Genomic DNA, 18,369 nt, shown 5'->3' with positions numbered 1-18,369 from the left:
ACCCCAACCCGCGACGAATGCCCGCATCTGCCTGCACCCGGCGGCGGTGGTGTCTAGACCTTATCGGACCTCGACGGGGTGGTGCCCCTTGGCGAATGTGGCTGTGGACACCCTCGCGTCCGCCTCTCCACCCGAGCTCGGGCAAGGCACCCGGCGACGCCGGGCTAGACCACTGGGTGCGCGGGGTCCGATCCGAGGGTGGAGCCCACCACGGTCGCGCGTCGAGCCACCCGGCGAAGGGTCGTCAGGACGGCCGGGCCGAGCACGACGACCGCAACCGCGGTCGTGATGGCCCGCCCGGTGTCGAAGCTGCCGGTCGAGGTCAGGAGCGTGTAGACACCGAAGGCGCGCAGGTTGTCGGCGAGCCCGGCCTGCGGGTCGAAGGACAGGTTGCCCTCGTGCCCGGGCACGGTGATCCCGAGCAGGAACGGCCAGCTGGAGAGGTTCATCAAGGCGCCGAAGAGATAGGCCGCGACCACGCCGTAGGCCGCCAGCATCGCGATCTCCGCACGGCCGGTGATCCGGCGCCGACCGATTCGGCGCGGGAGCAGTCCGGCGCCCATCCCGACCCACGCCGCACAGAGCATCTGGAAGGGCAGCCACGGTCCGACCCCGGCGGTCATCAGTGCCGAGGCGAACAGCGAGGTGACCCCGAGCGCGAAGCCGAAGCCCGGGCCGAAGACCCGGCCGGCGAGGATGAGCAGGAAGAACACCAGCTCGATGCCCGCGGTGCCCGCCGAGAGCAGCCGCATGAGCGCGTTGATCGCGGCCAGCACGCCGAGGACGGCGAGCACGCGCGAGTCCATCCCGCCCTCGCTCATCTCGGCGATGACGACCGCGATCACCACCGGCAGCAGCACCAGGAACAGGAACGGCGGGTCGACCCGGTCGGCGCCGCCGGCCGCCTCGGCCGGCACGTGCACCAGCAGCGGCCAGCACAGCATCATCAGTCCCACCAGTGAGGCCACCAGCAGGATCAGCCGGCTCCGCCACGCCAGCGGGACGGCGGCGACGTCGTGGGAGCTCACAGCTGCCCCACCACCTCGTCGACGCGCAGCCACGGCGCACCGAGCACCTTGGTCACCTGCGGCGCGAACGCCGGCGACTCGGCCACCACCCGGCGGGTCGGCCCGGCCGAGACGATCTCGCCGTCGGCGAGCACGACGACGTCGTCGGCCGCGGTGGCGACGAACTCCACGTCGTGGGTGGCCACCAGCACCGCATGGCCCCGGGCGGCGAGGTCGCGCAGGATCGCCGCGAGCTCGGCCTTGGCGGCGTAGTCGAGGCCGCGGGTCGGCTCGTCGAGCAGGACGACACGGGGCTCCGGCGCGAGTACCAGCGCGAGCGCGAGCGCGAGGCGCTGTCCCTCGGAGAGATCGCGGGGGTGCTGGTCGTCGGGGATCCCGGGAGCGAGCCGGTCGAGGATCTCCCGCGCGCCGGGCCCGCCGGCCGCGCACTCCTCGGCGACGGTCTCGAGGTAGAGCAGGTCCGAGGCGGTCTGCGGCAGCAAGCCGACCAGGCCGCGGCGTCCGGACGCGTCCAGATCCGCCGGGTCGGCCGGCGAGTCCGTGCCACCGGCGCCGACCCGGAGTCGACCCGACTGACGTCGCCGGGTGCCCTGGAGGGTCCAGAGCAGGGTCGACTTCCCGGCGCCGTTGCGTCCCATCAACGCCGTGACCCGGCCCGCGCCCAGGGTGAGGTCGACCTCGCGCAGCACCACCGAGCCGCCGACACTCACGCCGACCCCGCTCGCCTCGAGCAGGGGCGCCGGACGCGCGCCGTTGGAGGAGACGACGTCGTCGGGCGGGACGAGTGAGAGACGACGGGCTGCGCGACGCGCCTCCCGCACGCTCAGCGGCAGCGGGCGCCAGCCGGCCGCCCGGCCGAGCTCGACCAGCGGTGGCACCACCGGCGAGGTCTCCAACAGCTCGGCGGGCTCCCCCACCGCCACCTGTCCCCCGCCGGTGAGCAGCACCATCCGGTCCGCGAAGGGCACCACCCGCTCGAGCCGGTGCTCTGCGAGCAGCACCGACACCCCGAGGTCGTGCACCAGCCGGGTGAGGGTGGCCAGCACGTCCTCGGCGGCCGTCGGGTCGAGCGCGGAGGTCGGCTCGTCGAGGACGAGCAGACGCGGGTGCATCGTGAGCACCGAGCCGATCGCCACCCGCTGCTGCTCCCCCCCGGACAGCGTGCGCAGGTCACGACGGCGCAGGTCGGCGATGCCGAGCAGGTCGAGGGTCTCCTCGACGCGGCGGCGCATCGTCTCCGGCGGCAGACCGAGCTGCTCCATCCCGTAGGCGAGCTCCTCCTCGGCGGTGTCGGTGACGAAGCCCGCCACCGGGTCCTGGCCCACGTAGCCGATCGCGTGCGCGCGATCGCGCGGCGCGGTGTGGACGATGCTCTCGCCGTCCAGGAGCACGTCGCCGGACAGGATGCCGCCACTGAACCGCGGCACCAGTCCGGTGACGACGCCGAGCAGCGTGGACTTCCCGACGCCGGTGGGCCCGGAGACCAGCACCAGCTCGCCCTCCTCGATGCCGAGGTCGACGTCGGCGAGGACCGGCGGCGACGGCTCGCCGTATCCGAAGCTGATCCCGCGCAGGGCGAGCAGGTCGGCGGCCGGGTGAGCAGCGGCGTTCATCGCAGCACCGCCGGCGGTGGGGTCACCAGGACGGCGGCCAGGCCGAGCAGGGCCGCGGCCAACGCCGCGACGCTGACCTCGGGGGCCGCGGTGAGGAGCGGATAGGCGATCAGCACCTGGTGGTGACTGACCCACCAGCCCAGGCCGGCGACGGTGAGCCCGACGACCACGACCGCGATCTCGGGTGCGCGCCACCGGTCGGGCCGGTAGCGCGTGCGCTGCACTCGGCGTCCGGCGGCGACCAGGCCGGCCGCGGCGACGAGCACGCCGGTCGCCAGCATCGGCGCGGCGAGGAGCCGCGGCGCCGTCTGGTCGAGCATCGCGTAGACGCCCACGCCGACGCCGCACAGCCCGCCGAGCAGGAGCCCGCCGGTCAGCCGGCGGGCGGCGACCGAGGCCTCGCCGGAGCGGCCGTAGCCGCGGGTGTCCATCCCGGCGGCAAGCGCGAGCGAGCGGTCGAAGGTGTCCTCCAGCACGGGCACCAGGAAGCGCCGCAGCCGCTTGACCCGACCGGTGTCGCCGGCGCGCAGCGCCTGCGCGGCCCGCACGCGGGCGATGCTCTGGGTGAACTGCGGCAGCACGGTGACGGCCACCACCAGCGCCGTGCCGATCTCGTAGAGCGCCGGCGGCAGGCTGCGCAGCAGCCGCTTGGGATTGGCCAGCGAGTTCGCGGCCCCCACGCAGATCACCAGGGTCGCCAGGCGGAGTCCGTCGTACAGCCCGGCGAGCAGCGCCTCGCGGGTCACCGGACCGAGGAGCCGGACGCCGTTGACGAAGTCCGGCAGGGGGATCTCGGGCAGGTCGAGCACGACCTCGCCGGGGTAGCCGCCGCCGAGGATCACCCGCCACAGGACCCGCAGGACGACCGCGATCACGCCGAGCCACACGTAGAACCGGAACGACCGGGCCCACGGGTGGTCGGCGCGACGGAAGCTCACCACGAAGGCGACCACGCCCACGATGATGAGCAGGACCAGCGGGTTGGTGGTCAGTGATGCCGCCGTCGCGAGCCCGATCGCCCAGAGCCACCAGGCCACCGGGTGCAGGTCGCGCGGCAGGCCCCTCACGGCTGTGGTGATCCCCGTCTGCGGATCAGCACGGCGGCGCCGGCTCCCAGGAACAGCAGGACGATCACCACGGGCGCCAGCCACCCGGGCAGTCCCCCGTCGTCGCTGTTCGCGGCCTCGCTCGACTCCTCGACCTCCGCGGGCTCGGCCAGTTGCTCGACGGCGGAGTCGGTGCTCGCGTCGGTGGCCGGCGTCTCCCCCGGCGTCGTGCTCGCCGGATCGGTGGGCGAGGCCGAGCGCGACGGCGTCCGGCCCGGTCGCGGCGCGCCCGTCGTGGGACTCGTCGACGGGCTGTCGGTCGCAGCGCCGGTGGTGGCGTCCGGCGGCTGCTGCGACGGCGTCGTCGACGGCTGGCCGGTGGGCTGCTGCGACGGCTGCCCGGTGGGCTGCTGGGTCGGCTGCTGGGTCGGCTGCTGGGTCGGCTGCTGGGTCGGCTGGTGCGTCGGCTGCTGGGTGGGGGTGCTGCTCGGCGGGCTCTGGCGCACCACCGGGGTGAACGACGGCGCGTCGCTGCCCGGCTGGTCGTCGAACGACAGGCCCACGTAGCCGCCGTCGGGGACGCTGAGGCCGTCGACCCCCCGCGTGGAGTAGGTCCACTTCCCGCTCTTGCCGTCGGACCACCACAGCGACCAGTAGGCGCTGGCCGGAGCGGTGTTGACACACTCGTCGGAGGCCGGTTTGTCGGATACCCGGCAGACGAATCCCGGCTGACGCGAGGCGAACCGGAGCGTGAAGCCGGCGTCGCTGAACAGGCCGGCGGCCTTGCCGCCGCTCTTCACGCAGGCGCCCTGCACCCCGCCGCCGAGGGAGTTGAAGTCGACGACGACGGTGACCCCCGTCGTGCCGGTGCAGGCCGCCGCCTGCGCGGGAGCCGGAGCGAGGACCGCCGGCGCGCTCGCCCCGGCCGCCACCAGCAGGGCGGCGACCGGGGCGAGCAGCAGTCGGCGAAGCCGCACGCGCCGAGCCGGCGTGCGCTGAGTCGAGGTCATGATCAGCGGGTGACCCGGACGGTGGCGGCGCCGTGCCGCAGGTTCGCGAAGGCGCCGTTGACCCGGACCTTCACCCGGCCGGGCTTGGCCTTCACCTTGACCCGCAGCTTGGCGACGCCCTTGCGGACCACGGCCTTCCCGACCTTCTTGCCCCCCACGACGAACGTGGCCTGCTCGCCGTTGACGAGGCCGCGCGCCTTCAGCACGACGCGCGTGCCGCGCTTGACCGACGTGGGTGCGACGACCTTGACCGTGGCCTTGCCGAGCACGCGGTAGGTGACGGTCCCGAGGACGCCGTCGCTGTCGGCGACCTGGTAGCGCACCATGCCCGTCTTCGACGGCAGGGTGATCCGCACCCGGAACGAGCCGGTGGCGCCGGCGTGGGTGACCGTCGGCTTCGCCGTCCGGACGCCGACGACGTCGCCGGGCGCGGCGGAGCCGGTGACCTGCTGGGTGCTGCCGGCGCGCAGGAACCGGGTCGGCGCCTGGGCGACCCGAGAGACGCCGTCGGGGGCGTAGCGGAGCGCAGGGGCCGCCTGGACGCTCGCGCGGCGGTACCGGTCGCGGTCGACCGGCTCGATCGGGCCGCTCTGGGCGAGGGTGAGGTCGGCCGCGTCGTAGGCGACGGCGCCACCGAGGTCGGGGAGGTAGACCCGCTGCCCGACCGGGTTCACCACCTGGCGGGCCCGCAGCCACACGGCCGCCTTGGCCGCGGCGTCGGCGTGGCCGAGCTCGCCGAGCGCCCACCCGGCCAGACCGGTGCTGTTGGCGTTCCCGGTCGGGATGTCGGCGTCGCTGCCGAAGGAGCCGTCGGGCCGCTGGGCGGCAAGCAGCCACCGCGAGGCCTGCTCGAGCGCCGGCGCCACCGTGTCGTTGGTGCGCTGGCTGAGCAGGTTGAGGACGGCGAGCGCGGTGGTGTCGGTGCTCGGGGCGGCGGCCGGATCGGCGTCGCAGTCCGCCGCGATCGTCGCGCCCAGGTCGGTACGGAAGAAGCCCTCCTCGCACTGCTGGGCGAGCAGGAAGTCGCGCGCGATCGTGTGCTCCTCGCTGCCGCCGTCGTAGAGCGCGCGGGCGGCGAAGGACTGGCCCAGGGTGTTGGCGTAGTCGCCGTAGGTGGAGACGTCGGTGATCCGGCCCTCGTCGTTGGTCACCTGCTCCAGCCGGACGAGGAAGTCCTCGCCGCCGTAGGTGCTGATGTCGCGGCGAGCGGCCTGGGCGAGGACGACGGTCTTCGCGACCGCTCCCGCGTACGTGCTGCCGGCGTCGCCGTACTCCTCGCCGGAGACGTAGCCGCCGGCGTCGACCAGGCCGGCCATGCCGTCGGCGATCGACTGGACGGCGGGGCCGTTCCCGCCGACAGCGGCGAGCGCGAGGGCGACGTCGATCGTCAGGCCGCCGTCCGGGCCGCCGTACTGGCTGGACACGAGTCCCCCGGCCGGCTCGCCGGCCAGCCAGGCGGCGCCGCGCTGCGCGGGGGCCGGGTCGGCGGGGGCCGCCGAGGCGGAGGGGGCGACGGCCACGAGGCCGCCGAGGGTGAGCGCGGCGCCGGCCAGCCCGGTGGTGACCAGGGCGGCGCCGCGTCGCAGCGAGCCGTTCAACATGTGCGGTTTCCTTCCCGCTGCAAGCCCAGCGGGCCCCAGGCCTGACTTCCTGGGTGCACCCACTGTGTTCCACGACAGCGATTCGGTGAGGCGACCCGTGACAGGTGCTCCGGCTCGCAGGCCCGATCGCTCGGGTCCTGCCTACGGTTGCGGGTCAGCGCCGGACTTCGACCGGCTTCCCCCGCCACGGACGGTGATTGGTAGGACGCCCGCACCCTACTCCCGTCGCGCGGGTGCGCCCACTCGCCGTTCGCGGGCCGGGCTTGTTACCGACCGTTGTGACCTCTGACCTGCTCTTGCAAGCGCAGGTCAGAGGTAAGAACGGTCAGTAACAAGTCGCGTCGTCAGCGCGTCGGACGACGTCAGGCGAGCTTCTCCAGGATCAGCTCGCGCACCCGGGCGGCGTCGGCCTGACCGCGCATCTCCTTCATGACCGCGCCGATCAGGGCTCCGGCGGCGGCGTGCTTGCCGTCGCGGATCTTGGCCGCGACGTCGGGGTTGGCCTCGATGGCGGCGTCGACGGCGGCGCCGAGGGCGCCGTCGTCGGAGACGACCGCGAGCCCGCGGGCCTCCACGATCTCGGCGGCGGTGCCCTCGCCGGCGATCAGGCCGTCGAAGACCTGCCGGGCGAGCTTGTCGTTGATGGTGCCGGCCTCGACCAGCGCCTGGACGTCGGCGACCTGCTGGGGCGTGACGCCGACCTCGGTGAGCTCGACGCCGGCGTCGTTGGCGCGGCGGGCGAGCTCGGCCAGCCACCACTTGCGGGCGGCCTGCGGGGTGGTCCCGGCCGCGACGGTGGCCTCGATCGGCTCGACCGCGCCGGCCGCGACGACGTCGCGCATCTCCAGGTCGGTGTAGCCCCACTCTGCTTGGAGCCGGGCGCGCTTCTGGGTCGGGTTCTCCGGCAGGGTGGCGCGCAGCTCCTCGACCCACTCGCGCGACGGCGCCACCGGCACCAGGTCGGGCTCGGGGAAGTAGCGGTAGTCCTCGGCGTCGGACTTCTCCCGGCCGCTGGTGGTGATGCCGGTGTCCTCGTGCCAGTGACGGGTCTCCTGCAGGATCGAGTCCCCGGCGTTCAGCACCGCGGCGTGGCGGCCCATCTCGTAGCGCACCGCCCGCTCCACCGAGCGGAAGGAGTTGACGTTCTTGGTCTCGGTGCGGGTGCCGAGCACGTCGCTGCCCCGGGGCGCGAGCGAGAGGTTGACGTCGGCGCGCAGGTTGCCCTGGTCCATCCGGGCCTCGGAGACGCCGAGCGCCACGATCAGGTCGCGCAGCTGCTTGACGTACTCGCGGGCGACCAGCGGGGCCTTCTCCCCCGCCCCGACGATCGGCTTGGTGACGATCTCGATGAGGGGGATGCCGGCCCGGTTGTAGTCGACCAGGGAGTAGTCGGCGCCGTGGATGCGGCCGGTGGCGCCGCCGACGTGCAGCGACTTGCCGGTGTCCTCCTCCATGTGGGCGCGCTCGATCTCGACGCGGAAGGTCTCGACCTCGCCGTCGTCGCCGGGGATGCTCACGTCCATCCAGCCGTCGAAGGCGATCGGCTCGTCGTACTGGGAGGTCTGGAAGTTCTTCGGCATGTCCGGGTAGAAGTAGTTCTTCCGGGCGAAGCGGCACCACTCCGCGATCTCGCAGTTGAGCGCGAGGCCGATCCGGATCGCCGACTCCACGGCCTTGCCGTTGACCACCGGCATCGCGCCGGGCAGGCCGAGGCAGGTCGGGCAGACCTGGGTGTTCGGGTCGCCGCCGAAGACGGCCGGGCAGCCGCAGAACATCTTGGTGTTCGTGTTCAGCTCGACGTGCACCTCGAGCCCCAGGGCCGGGTCGTAGGCGGCGAGGACGTCGTCGAAGGGCACCAGCGTGACGTCGGTGTCGGTGCTCATCGCGCCGCTCCTTCCAGGCCGGGGGCGCGGTCGAGGATCGGCCCACCCCACTTCTTCTCCAGCAACGTCTCCAGCGCGGCGCCGACCCGGTAGCACCGCTCGTCGGCGAGCGCGGGGGCGAGGATCTGGAAGCCCGCGGGCAGCTGGTCCTCGTCGGCGAGGCCGCTGGGCACCGAGATGCCGGGGACGCCGGCGAGGTTGGCCGGGATCGTCGCGAGGTCGTTGAGGTACATCGCCAGCGGGTCGTCGAGCTTCTCCCCCAGCCGGAACGCGGTGGTCGGCGCCGTCGGGGAGGCCAGCACGTCGACGTCCTCGAAGGCGGCGTCGAAGTCGCGCGCGATCAGCGTGCGCACCTTGCCGGCCTGCCCGTAGTAGGCGTCGTAGTAGCCGCTGGAGAGCGCGTAGGTGCCCAGGATGATGCGGCGCTTGACCTCGTCGCCGAATCCGGCGTCGCGGGTCGCGCGCATGACCTCCTCCGCCGACGGGCTGTCGATGCCCTCGGGGAGCACCCGCAGGCCGTAGCGCATGGCGTCGAACTTGGCCAGGTTGGAGGACGCCTCGGCCGGGAGGATCAGGTAGTAGGCGGCCAGCGCGTGCACGAAGTGCGGGCACGAGACCTCGACGACCTCGGCGCCGGCGTCGACGAGCAGGTCGAGCGACTCGCGGAAGCGGGCCATGACGCCGGGCTGCCAGCCGTCGCCGGCCAGCTCGGTGATGACCCCGACGCGGACGCCGCTCATGTCGCCGTCGGCGCCGCGGCGGGCGGCCTCGACGAGCCCGCCGACCGGCTGGTCGACCGACGTGGAGTCCCGCGGGTCGTGGCCGCCGACGAGCTCTTGGAGCAGCGCGGCGTCCAGCACGGTGCGGGTGACGGGGCCGACCTGGTCGAGGGAGTTGGCCAGCGCCACCAGGCCGTAGCGCGAGACCGCGCCGTAGGTGGGCTTGACGCCGACCGTGCCGGTGACGGCGCCCGGCTGGCGGATCGAGCCGCCGGTGTCGGTGCCGAGCGCGAGCGGGGCCTCGAAGGCGGCGACGGCCGCGGCCGAACCACCGCCGGAGCCGCCGGGGATCCGGTCGAGGTCCCACGGGTTGTGGGTCGGCCCGTAGGCGGAGTGCTCGGTAGAGGAGCCCATCGCGAACTCGTCCATGTTGGTCTTGCCCAGGATCGGCAGGCCCGCGGCCTTGATCCTGGCGACCACGGTGGCGTCGTACGGCGGGATCCAGCCCTCGAGGATCCGCGATCCGCAGGTGGTCGGCAGACCCTCGGTGGCCAGCACGTCCTTGACCGCGATCGGCACCCCGTCCAGCGCGGACGCGGTGGCGCCCTCGGCCCGGCGCTCGTCGGAGCGCGCGGCGGCGGCGAGCGCACCCTCGGGGTCGACGTGCAAGAAGGCGTGGACCGCGCCGTCGACCTCGGCGATCCGGTCGAGGTGGGCCTGGGTCAGCTCGACCGAGGTGGTGCTGCCGTCGGCGAGGGCGGCGGCCATCTCGGCGGCGGTCCGGCGGATCCCTCCGGTGCTCGGGGCGCTCACTGCTCGTCCCCCAGGATCCGCGGGACGGCGAAGCGGTCCTGCTCGGAGGCGGGCGCGCCCGACAGCGCCTGCTCGGCGGTAAGGCCCGGCACCACGACGTCGTCGCGGAAGACGTTGGTCATCGGCAGCGGGTGCGAGGTGGCGGGCACGTCGTCGCCGGCGACCCCGGCGATCGAGGCCACCGACTCCAGGATGACCGACAGCTGGGGCGCGAGGTGGTCGAGCTCGGCGTCGTCCAGGTCGATCCGGGCGAGCATCGCCAGGTGGGCGACCTCGTCACGAGTGATCTCAGGCATGGCGTCGATCCTAGGACCGCTGCTCTCCGGCCCGCCTCGCGGGCAGCGGGAGGCTCGCCGGTCTCCCGGCATCTGGGCGGGCTCCGATCCCCCGGCCCCCGACCTGCGCCCGCCAGCGAGGATGGGCCCATGGAGCGGAGTCGCGTGCACATCATCGGGGCGAGCGGGTCGGGCACCACCACGCTGGCGCGGGCGCTCGCCGACCACTGGGCGGTCCCGCACGCCGACGCCGACGACTACTTCTGGATGCCGACCGACCCGCCATACCTGGAGAAGCGAGCCCCCGAGCGGAGGGTGGCGCTGATGCGCGAGATGTTCGTGCCTCGCGAGGCATGGGTGCTCTCGGGCTCGGTGCTCGGCTGGGGCGAGGAGGTCGTGGCCGAGTGCGACGCGGTGGTGTTCTTGACCCTCGACCCCGACGAACGGCTGCGTCGACTCGAGGCCCGGGAGGTGTCGCGACGCGCCGGCGGGAGCTTCGACGAGCCGGCCTGGGCGGCGTTCCTCACCTGGGCGCGCGGCTACGACGACCCCGGGTTCCAGGGGCGCAGCCGGGTCGCTCACGAGGAATGGCTGGCCAGCCTGACCCAGCCGGTCCTGCGCTTGGACAGCGCAACGCCGCGCGAAGGCCTGCGCGACGCCGTCCTGGCGTGGGACCCGTGACTCCCCACCGATGGGCGCCGATCGCGACCCTGCTGCGGCAGCTGCGGGGTTAGGCTGTCCCGCTTGCCCGTCTCGGCTCGATCGGAGCTGCATGTCCAACCCCGCAACGGATCTGTCGCACCGCCTGGTCAGGATGACCGGACGCGATCCACACGAACGCGGTCGCGTCGCCACCAGCCTCGAGCTGCTCTTCGACCTGACGTTCGTCGTGGCCTTCGGGGTGGCCGGCAACGAGTTCGCGCATCTGGCGGCCACCGGGCACCTGGCCGTCGGCCTCTTCGGCTTCGTCTTCGCGATCTTCTCGGCGGTCTGGGCGTGGATCAACTTCTCCTGGTTCGCCTCCGCGTTCGACACCGACGACTGGCTCTACCGGCTCGTCACCATGCTCCAGATGGTCGGCGTCATCATCTTGGCGCTGGGGCTGCCGACGTTCTTCGCCTCACTGCACCACGGTCACGTCGACAACACCACGATGGTGCTCGGCTACGTCGTGATGCGCGTGGCGATGCTCATCCAGTGGGGACGCGTCTATCTGCAGGCGCCGCACGGCGGCCGCGTCGCGCTGTGGTACATCGGATCGCTGCTGATCTCCCAAGTCGTCTGGGTGGCGCTGGCCCTGGCGCACACGACGCTGACCGTCTTCGTGATCGTCGCGATTCCCACCCTGTTGATCGAGCTCTCCGGGCCGATCTTCGGCGAGCGGAGCCGACGGCGCGAGGGCGTGGTGATGGCGACGCCGTGGCATCCGCACCACATCGCCGAGCGGTACTCCCTGCTGGCCATCATCGCTCTCGGCGAGGGCGTCGTGGGCACCGTCGCGGCGCTGTCGGGAGCGGTGCAGGAGGCCGGCGGCTGGACCCTGGAGGCGGTCCTGGTCGTCATCGCCGGAGTGGGCCTCACGTTCGGGATGTGGTGGACCTACTTCGGCATCGACTGGGCATCGGCGTTGCACGCCAATCCCGCGCGCGGCTTCGGGTGGGGATACGGCCACATCCTGCTGTACATCGGCATCGCCGGCACCGGTGCGGGACTGCACGTCGCGGGCTACGTCATCGAGGGCAAGGCCGAGCACCTGAGCAACACCGAGGCCGTACTCACCGTCGCCGGCCCGGTGCTGCTGTTCGTGGTGATGCTGATCGTGCTCTACTCGCTGCTCCTGCGGACCGCCGATGCCTTCCACCTGCTGTTGCTCGGCCTGAGCATCGCGGTGCTCGCGGCCGGCGTGGCGCTGGCGGCCGCCGGGGTGTCGATGGGGTGGAGCCTGATCGTCGTCATGCTGGCGCCGGTGGTCCTCGTCGTCGGGTACGAGACCATCGGCCACCGGCACGTTGCCGCCGACCTGGCCTCCTTGCAGGGCTAGGGCGTGTCGCCCTATTGCTGGTGGATGCCGGCGTCGTCTAGGTCGTGCGAAGACGGTGCCGTAGGTGCGTCGGCATACCGGGCGTATTCAAAGCAGCTGCGGTGTCCGTCAGCGTGCGGCCTGGGCGGCGTCCGGCGCCGCCGTGAATGCCGCCATGAATAGGGAGACATGCCCTAGCTAGCTAGCTCGCGCTGCCTCCACGCGAGCCCGACCGCCGCAGCCAGCCTCCGGCCGCGAGCGCCGCGAGCACCAGCACCGGCTGGAAGAAGAGGCGCGCCAGGCGCTTGCGATCGGTGTCGAGGCCGAAGGCGTCGGTGCCCTCGACGTACTGCGCGATGTTGCCGGGGAAGATGACGACGAAGAACACCGCGAGCAGGCCACCGAAGAGTCGCCGCTTGGCGGGAAGGGCCACCAGGCCCGCGCCGAGCGCGATCTCGGCGACTCCGGAGCCGACGACGGTGAGGTCGTCGTCGACCGGGAACCACTCCGGCACCTGCGCGGTGAACTCCTGGCGCTGGGTGGTCAGGTGCAGGACGCCCGCGGTGACCATGAACGAGCCGAGGACGAGTCGGAGAACGGTGGCGGGAAGGCTCCTCATCGCCCCAGCGTAGGCCCATCGAGCCGGTCCGCCGGGGCGAGCGTCGGGTCGGAACCGGCAAGGGCGACGCGCACGCGCGCGGCGACCTCATCGGGCGGCAGGTCCGAGCCGACGACGACGACGGTCGAGCCCCCGCCCGTCGGAGCGGGGTCGAATCCGCGGAACACCGCCACCATCGCGTCGTCGAACTCTCGCCAGGGCGCTGCGGTCTCGCCGCGCAGCCAGCGCCGCAGGACGACGTTGTGCGCGGTGACGACCGAGGCGGCGAGCAGTTCGGCGTGCAGGTCGACGTCGGGGCCACCGAGCTCGGCGAGCCACCCGCGGGCGTGCTCACGGAAAAGGCGCTGGTAGCCCAGCGTGCTGGCGATCTCGCGATCGCGCAGCGCGGGCACCGAGCGGGTGAGGCGATAGCGGGTCAGCGCCACCTGTCCCTCGTCGAGGTACTGGGCGAGCACCAGCCCGGCCGCCTCGGCGATCGCGAGACGGAAGGTCTGGGCGTTGCCGCTCTCCAGCCGCGCGGTGATCTTGGCCTGGAGGTCGTCGTGGCGGGGGAAGATCACCTCCTCCTTCGAGCCGAACGCACGAAAGAACGTCGAGCGGCTCACCCCGGCCCGCTCGACGATCTGGTCGACCGTCGTCGCGTCGTAGCCGTGTTCCTCGAACAGCGCGAAGGCGGCATCGGCCATCCGCTGGCGCGTGTCGGAGCCCATGTTGAGACCTTCCGCTCGATGTGTGACACTCAGTATCACCCAAACGATACCGAGTTTCACAGGACGTGACATGACCGGCTCTCAGTTCGACCTCTTCCGCACCAGCGACGACCACGAGGAGCTGCGGGCCGCCGTCCGCGAGCTGGTGGAGGCCAAGATCGCCCCGCACGCGGCCGAGGTGGACGAGAACGCGAGCTACCCGCAGGCCGCTCATGACGCACTGGTCGCCTCCGACTTCCACGCCGCGCATGTGCCCGAGGAGTACGACGGCGTCGGGGCCGACGCCCTGGCGACCTGCATCATCATCGAGGAGGTCGCGCGCGGCTGTGCGTCGTCCTCGCTCATCCCCGCGGTCAACAAGCTCGGCTCGATGCCGCTGATCCTCGGCGGCTCCGACGAGCTCAAGCAGCGCTACCTGCCGCGCCTGGCCGCCGGCGAGGGCTTTTCCTACGGACTCTCCGAGCGCGACGCCGGCTCCGACACCGCCTCGATGAAGACTCGCGCGGTGCGCGACGGCGACGACTACGTGCTCAACGGCCAGAAGTCGTGGATCACCAACGCCGGCGTCTCGGAGTTCTACACCGTCCTGGCCGTCACCGACCCCGACGCCGGACGCGGCAAGGGCATCAGCGCCTTCATCGTGGAGAAGTCCGACGAGGGCTTCACCTTCGGGGAGAAGGAGCGCAAGCTCGGCATCAAGGGCTCCCCCACCCGCGAGCTCCTCTTCGACAACGTCCGCATCCCCGCCGACCGGATGATCGGCGAGCCCGGCACCGGCCTCGCGCTCGCGCTGCGCACCCTCGACCACACCCGCGTCACGATCGGCGCGCAGGCGGTCGGGATCGCCCAGGGCGCCCTCGACTTCGCGGTCGGCTACGTCAAGGAGCGTCAGCAGTTCGGCAAGTCGATCGCCGACTTCCAGGGCATCCAGTTCATGCTCGCCGACATGGCGATGAAGCTCGAGGCCGCCCGCCAGATGGTCTACGTCGCCGCCGCGAAGTCCGAGCGCGACGACCCCGACCTCCCCTTCTACGGCGCGGCGGCCAAGTGCCTGGCCTCCGACGTCGCCATGGAGATCACCGTCGACGCCGTCCAGCTGCTCGGCGGCTATGGCTACACCCAGGACTTCCCGGTCGAGCGGATGATGCGCGATGCCAAGATCACCCAGATCTATGAGGGCACCAACCAGGTCCAGCGCATCGTGATGGCGCGCCAGTTGCTGGCCGGCAACAAATAGGTCGCACCCGCCATGACGTCGGCCTACCGTCGACGTCATGGCCTCCCGACTTCGTGCGGTGACCTCCGACGCCGCCGACCCTGCCCTCCTGGCGCGGTTCTGGGCCGCCGTGCTGGGCCGCCCCGACCCCGTCTGGCGTGGGTCGGCGGCGTTCGTGCTCGGCAGCGGCACCCAGGTCGGGCTCGAGTTCCGGCGCCTCGGTGACGAGCCGGCCGGCGGCCGGCGCCTGCACCTCCACGTCACCAGCGACGACACCGATCAGGAGAGTGTCGTCGCGGCAGCTCTCGCGCTGGGCGCCACCCATCTCGACGTGGGCCAGCAGCCCGACGAGGGCCACATCGTGTTGGCCGACCCCGAGGGCAATGCGTTCTGCGTGATCGAGGAGGAGAACTCCTACCTCGCCGGCTGCGGCCCGTTGGGCGAGGTCGCCTGCGACGGCACCCGCGCGGTCGGGCTGTTCTGGTCCGCCGCTCTGGACTGGCCATTGGTGTGGGACGAGAACGAGGAGACCGCCATCCAGTCGCCCGACGGCGGCACGAAGGTCGCCTGGGGAGGCCCGCCGGTCCAAGCCAAGGACCGCAGGAACCCGGAATGGTTCGAGCTGGTCACCGATCGTGGGTCATTGGACGAGGAGGTCGACCGTCTGGTCTCCCTCGGCGCCTCGGTGCTCACCCGTACCGGCGCGAGCGCGGTGCTCGCCGACCCGGACGGCAACGAGTTCAGCCTGTCCACCGACTGAATCGGGCGACGCCAAGACTCGGGTCACGCTGGCACGATGCTGGCATGAACTCGGAAGCTGTCGTCTGGGCGAGCGTCGGAGCAGTAGTGGGAGCGGTGCTCGCCCTCGTGATCTTCGACTTCCTCTGGCTCGCGCCGGGCGCGATCATCGGAGGCGGTCTGGGCTGGGCGGCTCACGGCTTCAAGTACGGGAGCCGGCACTAGTCCGGTGGAGCCGGGTCCGACACGCTCGGACAGCCATCGGCATCGCGCCCGGCGCCATCATCGGCGCCGGACTCGGCTTCGCCGGTCACCTGTTCGTCAAGGACGCCCGGCGTTAGCCGACTCGCTCTCAGCATCGCGCCGCGGCTCGCTCGGGCCGTGACTCCGGGAGAGACGCCCCGGCCACCAGAACCAGCGCCCAAGCAGGGTCACCAGGGCCGGCACGAGCAGGGTGCGCACCAGCAGGGTGTCGAGCAGGACGCCGATGCCGACGATCACGCCGATCTGGGTGAGCGTGATCAGCGGGAGCACCCCCAGTACGGCGAAGACCGCGGCGAGCAGGATGCCGGCGCTGGTGATGACACCGCCAGTCACCGCCAGCGCCACCGAGATCGCGCGACCGCTGTCGAGGTGTCCCTCCGCGGCCTCCACCTCAGCCTCCTCCTTGGCCCGGGTGACGAGGAAGATGTTGTAGTCGACGCCGAGTGCCACCAGGAACAGGAACGAGAGCAACGGGATCGTCAGATCGAGCGCTGGGAAGCCGAAGAGGTGCTCGAAGACCAGCCAGCCCGCCCCCATCGCGGCCGCGTACGTCGCCACGACCGTCGCCACCAGCACGACCGCGGCGACGACCGATCGGAGCAGGAACAGCAAGACACCGAGCACGACCAGCAGCACCAACGGGATGATCAGGAGCCGATCGCGCGCGGCCGCCTCGTCGGCGTCGAGGGCTTCGGCGTCCGAGCCGCCTACCAACGCATCCGGATCGACCGCCGTCGCCGCATCCCGTATCTCGGTGATCGCGTCGAAGGCCGCGCCGCTGGCCGGCTCGGTCGTCAGGGTGACGTTGAGGAGGGCACGCCCTTCACGGTCGCCGCCCTCCTCCACCGCCCGGACGTCGGAAAGCTCTGAGACGGCGTCGCGGATCTCGCCGGCCGCCGAGGCGTCGGCGACGATCGTCGTGGGCTGGGAGAAGCCGGCCGGGAAGTGCTCACCGAGCACCTCCTGTCCACCCACCGACTCCGGCTCGGCACGGAACTGCTCGGTCTCCGACAGCCCCGCACGCAGGCCGAAGAGGGGAAGGGCGAGCAGCACCAGCACCACCACGCTGCCCAGCGCCACCAGGACCGGCCGGCCGGTCACCAGACCGGCGACCTTCCACCAGGTACCACCGTGCTCGCGGTCGTCGCCGGCGCGGGGCACGAACGGCCAGAAGAGCCGGCGTCCGGGCACCGTCATCGCCGCGGGCAGCACCAGCAGCGCGTAGACGAGCGCGGTGAAGATGCCCAGTGCTCCGCCCAGGCCGATGTTGCGGCTGGCCGGACTGTCGGCGAAGCCGAGGCACAGCAGCGCGACCATGACCGTCCCACCGCTGGCGAGGATCGCCGGTCCCGCGCGGTCGATCGCCACCCGCATCGCTTCGTAGCGGTCCTCGTGCCGCCGCAGCTCCTCGCGATAGCGCGCGATCAGCAGGAGTGCGTAGTTGGTGCCGGCCCCGAAGACGAGCACGGAGGTGATGCCCACCGAGGCCCCGTCGGTAGTGAACGGGAGAACCTTGGTGCCGATCGCGACGACGGTGAGCGCGACCCGGTCGGCGACGCCGACCACCGCCAGCGGCACCAGCCACAGCCAGGGGCTGCGATAGGTGAGCAGCAGGAGCAGCGCGACCACCGCGGCGGTGAAGGCGAGCAGACGGATGTCGGCGCCGTCGAAGACCTGCGAGAGGTCGACGGCGAACGCCGGACCACCGGTCACCTGGGCCCGCAGGCCATCGGGCAGGCCGGCGTTCTCGAGTGCGTCACGCAGGTCGGTGACGAACGGCTCGACGGTGTCGGTGTCCCCGGCCGGCAGAGGAACCCCGATCAGGAAGGCGGCTCCGTCCTCGGCCGGGATCGGGAACACCTCTGCGGACTTGCCCCCCTCGGCGCCCAGGGCCTCCTGCGAGATGCCGGCCAGCTCGCCGACTAGCTTCTCGATGACGCCCCGGTCCTCGCCGGTGAGCGGCTCGCCCTTGCGATCCACGACGACGAACGCCGGCACGACGTCGGATCCCGCGATCTCGTCGGCGAGCCGGCCGGCCTCGACCGACTCGGCGTCGGTGGGCACATTGGCCACCCCGTTCTCGGACTCCTCGGCGGTGATGCCGGACGCCAGCGCGAGACCCGAGAGCAGCACGGCGACCAGCACCACGACCCAGCTCAGCCTGGGACCCACCAGGTGCGGCAGCCGACGGCTGGTTCTCGAACCATGCTGGGGTGGGGTCATCCGGCGAAGTCTCCTTGGTCCTGGCGGTAGCGGCCGAGAACCTCGACCAGCGTGGCGATGTCGTCGGCGGTCAGGCCGACGTGCTCGAAAACCTCGGCGTTGAGGACAGCGGTGGCCTCCTCGACCAGCTCGAGCCCCTGGGAGGTGAGCTTGAGGATGGCCGAGCGTCCGTCGTCGGGATTCGACTTCCGCTCGACCAGGCCGTCGTCCACCAGGCGGCGGGCGAGGCTGGTGAGCGAGGTGGGATGGACCTGGAGCCGATGCCCGGCGCGCAGCATCGTCATCTCCTGCTCCGAGGCGAAGCTGAGCAGGCGCAGCAGCTCGAACCGGGCGAAGGTGAGACCGAAGGGACGCAGCAGGGTGTCGATGCGGGTGAGCATGAGCTGCTGGGCCCGCATCACCGAGGTGACCGCCGCCATCCCGTCGGCGGCGTCGTCCCAGCCGTGGGCGAGCCACTGGCGGCGGGCCTCGGCGATCGGATCTCGTCCGGGCGAGCCGGTGGGACGTGTGGTCATTGAGCCGAATGTTACTGATCGGTGCGTACGACCAACCGATCCCGTCCACGGCGCATCTGTCAGGGTGACCCAGCAC

The 18,369-nt window shown here is 72.3% G+C and carries 17 protein-coding genes and 1 riboswitch; of the genes, 5 read left to right on the top strand and 12 right to left on the bottom strand.

Annotation, left to right across the window (positions count from 1 at the left end):
- Positions 1-164: 164 nt before the first annotated feature.
- The 8 genes from WMR31_RS14945 to gatC form a co-directional block, all read right to left on the bottom strand.
- Positions 165-1,028, bottom strand: coding sequence for an ECF transporter S component (locus WMR31_RS14945; RefSeq protein WP_340539651.1), 864 nt, complete (start codon positions 1,026-1,028; stop codon positions 165-167).
- A complete protein-coding gene (locus WMR31_RS14940) occupies positions 1,025-2,641 on the bottom strand; it encodes an ABC transporter ATP-binding protein (RefSeq protein WP_340539650.1) in 1,617 nt (538 codons plus the stop codon). The genes WMR31_RS14945 and WMR31_RS14940 overlap by 4 nt, the downstream gene beginning before the upstream one ends.
- Positions 2,638-3,708, bottom strand: a complete 1,071-nt coding sequence (locus tag WMR31_RS14935; protein ID WP_340539649.1) for an energy-coupling factor transporter transmembrane component T — start codon at positions 3,706-3,708, stop codon at positions 2,638-2,640. The genes WMR31_RS14940 and WMR31_RS14935 overlap by 4 nt, the downstream gene beginning before the upstream one ends.
- A complete protein-coding gene (locus WMR31_RS14930; RefSeq protein WP_340539648.1) occupies positions 3,705-4,697 on the bottom strand; it encodes a PT domain-containing protein in 993 nt (330 codons plus the stop codon). The genes WMR31_RS14935 and WMR31_RS14930 overlap by 4 nt, the downstream gene beginning before the upstream one ends.
- 2 nt (positions 4,698-4,699) lie before the next feature.
- The gene (locus WMR31_RS14925; RefSeq protein WP_340539647.1) at positions 4,700-6,298 is read right to left on the bottom strand and encodes a prenyltransferase/squalene oxidase repeat-containing protein; all 1,599 of its coding nucleotides are present in this window, start codon (positions 6,296-6,298) and stop codon (positions 4,700-4,702) included.
- 82 nt (positions 6,299-6,380) lie between these two features.
- Positions 6,381-6,502: riboswitch (cobalamin riboswitch) on the bottom strand.
- Positions 6,503-6,660: 158 nt separating this feature from the next.
- Positions 6,661-8,181, bottom strand: a complete 1,521-nt coding sequence (gatB, locus tag WMR31_RS14920; RefSeq protein ID WP_340539646.1) for an Asp-tRNA(Asn)/Glu-tRNA(Gln) amidotransferase subunit GatB — start codon at positions 8,179-8,181, stop codon at positions 6,661-6,663.
- Positions 8,178-9,668, bottom strand: coding sequence for an Asp-tRNA(Asn)/Glu-tRNA(Gln) amidotransferase subunit GatA (gene gatA / locus WMR31_RS14915; protein WP_340539706.1), 1,491 nt, complete (start codon positions 9,666-9,668; stop codon positions 8,178-8,180). The genes gatB and gatA overlap by 4 nt, the downstream gene beginning before the upstream one ends.
- A 41-nt stretch (positions 9,669-9,709) precedes the next feature.
- Entirely contained in the window at positions 9,710-10,009 is a 300-nt protein-coding gene (gene gatC, locus WMR31_RS14910; RefSeq protein WP_340539645.1) for an Asp-tRNA(Asn)/Glu-tRNA(Gln) amidotransferase subunit GatC, read from the bottom strand.
- Positions 10,010-10,138: 129 nt separating this feature from the next.
- Between gatC and WMR31_RS14905 the strand changes: the two genes are divergently transcribed.
- Together WMR31_RS14905 and WMR31_RS14900 are read left to right on the top strand one after the other, a co-directional pair.
- The gene (locus WMR31_RS14905) at positions 10,139-10,669 is read left to right on the top strand and encodes an AAA family ATPase (protein ID WP_340539644.1); all 531 of its coding nucleotides are present in this window, start codon (positions 10,139-10,141) and stop codon (positions 10,667-10,669) included.
- Positions 10,670-10,760: 91 nt separating this feature from the next.
- Positions 10,761-12,029, top strand: a complete 1,269-nt coding sequence (locus WMR31_RS14900) for a low temperature requirement protein A (RefSeq protein ID WP_340539643.1) — start codon at positions 10,761-10,763, stop codon at positions 12,027-12,029.
- Between the two features lie 181 nt (positions 12,030-12,210).
- Here WMR31_RS14900 and WMR31_RS14895 read toward each other — a convergent pair whose 3' ends face one another.
- Positions 12,211-12,627: a DoxX family protein gene (locus tag WMR31_RS14895; protein ID WP_340539642.1), complete on the bottom strand. Its 417-nt coding sequence runs from the start codon at positions 12,625-12,627 to the stop codon at positions 12,211-12,213.
- Positions 12,624-13,337: a TetR/AcrR family transcriptional regulator gene (locus tag WMR31_RS14890; protein ID WP_340539641.1), complete on the bottom strand. Its 714-nt coding sequence runs from the start codon at positions 13,335-13,337 to the stop codon at positions 12,624-12,626. The genes WMR31_RS14895 and WMR31_RS14890 overlap by 4 nt, the downstream gene beginning before the upstream one ends.
- Before the next feature lie 70 nt (positions 13,338-13,407).
- Between WMR31_RS14890 and WMR31_RS14885 the strand changes: the two genes are divergently transcribed.
- Genes WMR31_RS14885 through WMR31_RS14875 form a run of 3 tightly spaced genes read left to right on the top strand, consistent with a single transcriptional unit; the run spans position 13,408 to position 15,516 of the window.
- The gene (locus WMR31_RS14885) at positions 13,408-14,574 is read left to right on the top strand and encodes an acyl-CoA dehydrogenase family protein (RefSeq protein WP_340539640.1); all 1,167 of its coding nucleotides are present in this window, start codon (positions 13,408-13,410) and stop codon (positions 14,572-14,574) included.
- A 37-nt stretch (positions 14,575-14,611) separates the two neighbouring features.
- Positions 14,612-15,313 carry a VOC family protein gene (locus tag WMR31_RS14880; protein ID WP_340539639.1) on the top strand — a complete coding sequence of 234 codons (702 nt, stop codon included), beginning with the start codon at positions 14,612-14,614 and terminating at the stop codon, positions 15,311-15,313.
- 44 nt (positions 15,314-15,357) lie between these two features.
- A complete protein-coding gene (locus WMR31_RS14875) occupies positions 15,358-15,516 on the top strand; it encodes a hypothetical protein (protein ID WP_340539638.1) in 159 nt (52 codons plus the stop codon).
- Positions 15,517-15,612: 96 nt separating this feature from the next.
- Here WMR31_RS14875 and WMR31_RS14870 read toward each other — a convergent pair whose 3' ends face one another.
- Together WMR31_RS14870 and WMR31_RS14865 are read right to left on the bottom strand one after the other, a co-directional pair.
- Positions 15,613-17,778: an MMPL family transporter gene (locus WMR31_RS14870; RefSeq protein ID WP_340539637.1), complete on the bottom strand. Its 2,166-nt coding sequence runs from the start codon at positions 17,776-17,778 to the stop codon at positions 15,613-15,615.
- Positions 17,775-18,293 (bottom strand): MarR family winged helix-turn-helix transcriptional regulator, encoded by a 519-nt coding sequence (locus tag WMR31_RS14865; protein ID WP_340539636.1) that lies wholly within the window; start codon positions 18,291-18,293, stop codon positions 17,775-17,777. The genes WMR31_RS14870 and WMR31_RS14865 overlap by 4 nt, the downstream gene beginning before the upstream one ends.
- Positions 18,294-18,369 lie beyond the last annotated feature (76 nt).

Origin of the sequence: Nocardioides epinepheli, assembly GCF_037936805.1 — a bacterium.
In the GTDB taxonomy this organism is placed as follows: Bacteria; Actinomycetota; Actinomycetes; order Propionibacteriales; family Nocardioidaceae; genus Nocardioides.
The sequence above is the reverse complement of the archived record's forward strand: the minus strand, read 5'-3'. Positions and strand labels throughout refer to the sequence as shown.

Coding starts and splice junctions, on each gene's coding strand:
- WMR31_RS14865 (WP_340539636.1), bottom strand. CDS start 18,293: ATGACCACACGTCCCACCGGCTCGCCCGGACGAGATCCGATCGCCGAG.
- gatB (WP_340539646.1), bottom strand. CDS start 8,181: ATGAGCACCGACACCGACGTCACGCTGGTGCCCTTCGACGACGTCCTC.
- WMR31_RS14890 (WP_340539641.1), bottom strand. CDS start 13,337: ATGGGCTCCGACACGCGCCAGCGGATGGCCGATGCCGCCTTCGCGCTG.
- WMR31_RS14895 (WP_340539642.1), bottom strand. CDS start 12,627: ATGAGGAGCCTTCCCGCCACCGTTCTCCGACTCGTCCTCGGCTCGTTC.
- gatA (WP_340539706.1), bottom strand. CDS start 9,668: ATGGCCGCCGCCCTCGCCGACGGCAGCACCACCTCGGTCGAGCTGACC.
- WMR31_RS14925 (WP_340539647.1), bottom strand. CDS start 6,298: ATGTTGAACGGCTCGCTGCGACGCGGCGCCGCCCTGGTCACCACCGGG.
- WMR31_RS14870 (WP_340539637.1), bottom strand. CDS start 17,778: ATGACCCCACCCCAGCATGGTTCGAGAACCAGCCGTCGGCTGCCGCAC.
- WMR31_RS14905 (WP_340539644.1), top strand. CDS start 10,139: ATGGAGCGGAGTCGCGTGCACATCATCGGGGCGAGCGGGTCGGGCACC.
- WMR31_RS14900 (WP_340539643.1), top strand. CDS start 10,761: ATGTCCAACCCCGCAACGGATCTGTCGCACCGCCTGGTCAGGATGACC.
- WMR31_RS14940 (WP_340539650.1), bottom strand. CDS start 2,641: ATGAACGCCGCTGCTCACCCGGCCGCCGACCTGCTCGCCCTGCGCGGG.
- WMR31_RS14875 (WP_340539638.1), top strand. CDS start 15,358: ATGAACTCGGAAGCTGTCGTCTGGGCGAGCGTCGGAGCAGTAGTGGGA.
- WMR31_RS14885 (WP_340539640.1), top strand. CDS start 13,408: ATGACCGGCTCTCAGTTCGACCTCTTCCGCACCAGCGACGACCACGAG.
- WMR31_RS14880 (WP_340539639.1), top strand. CDS start 14,612: ATGGCCTCCCGACTTCGTGCGGTGACCTCCGACGCCGCCGACCCTGCC.
- gatC (WP_340539645.1), bottom strand. CDS start 10,009: ATGCCTGAGATCACTCGTGACGAGGTCGCCCACCTGGCGATGCTCGCC.
- WMR31_RS14930 (WP_340539648.1), bottom strand. CDS start 4,697: ATGACCTCGACTCAGCGCACGCCGGCTCGGCGCGTGCGGCTTCGCCGA.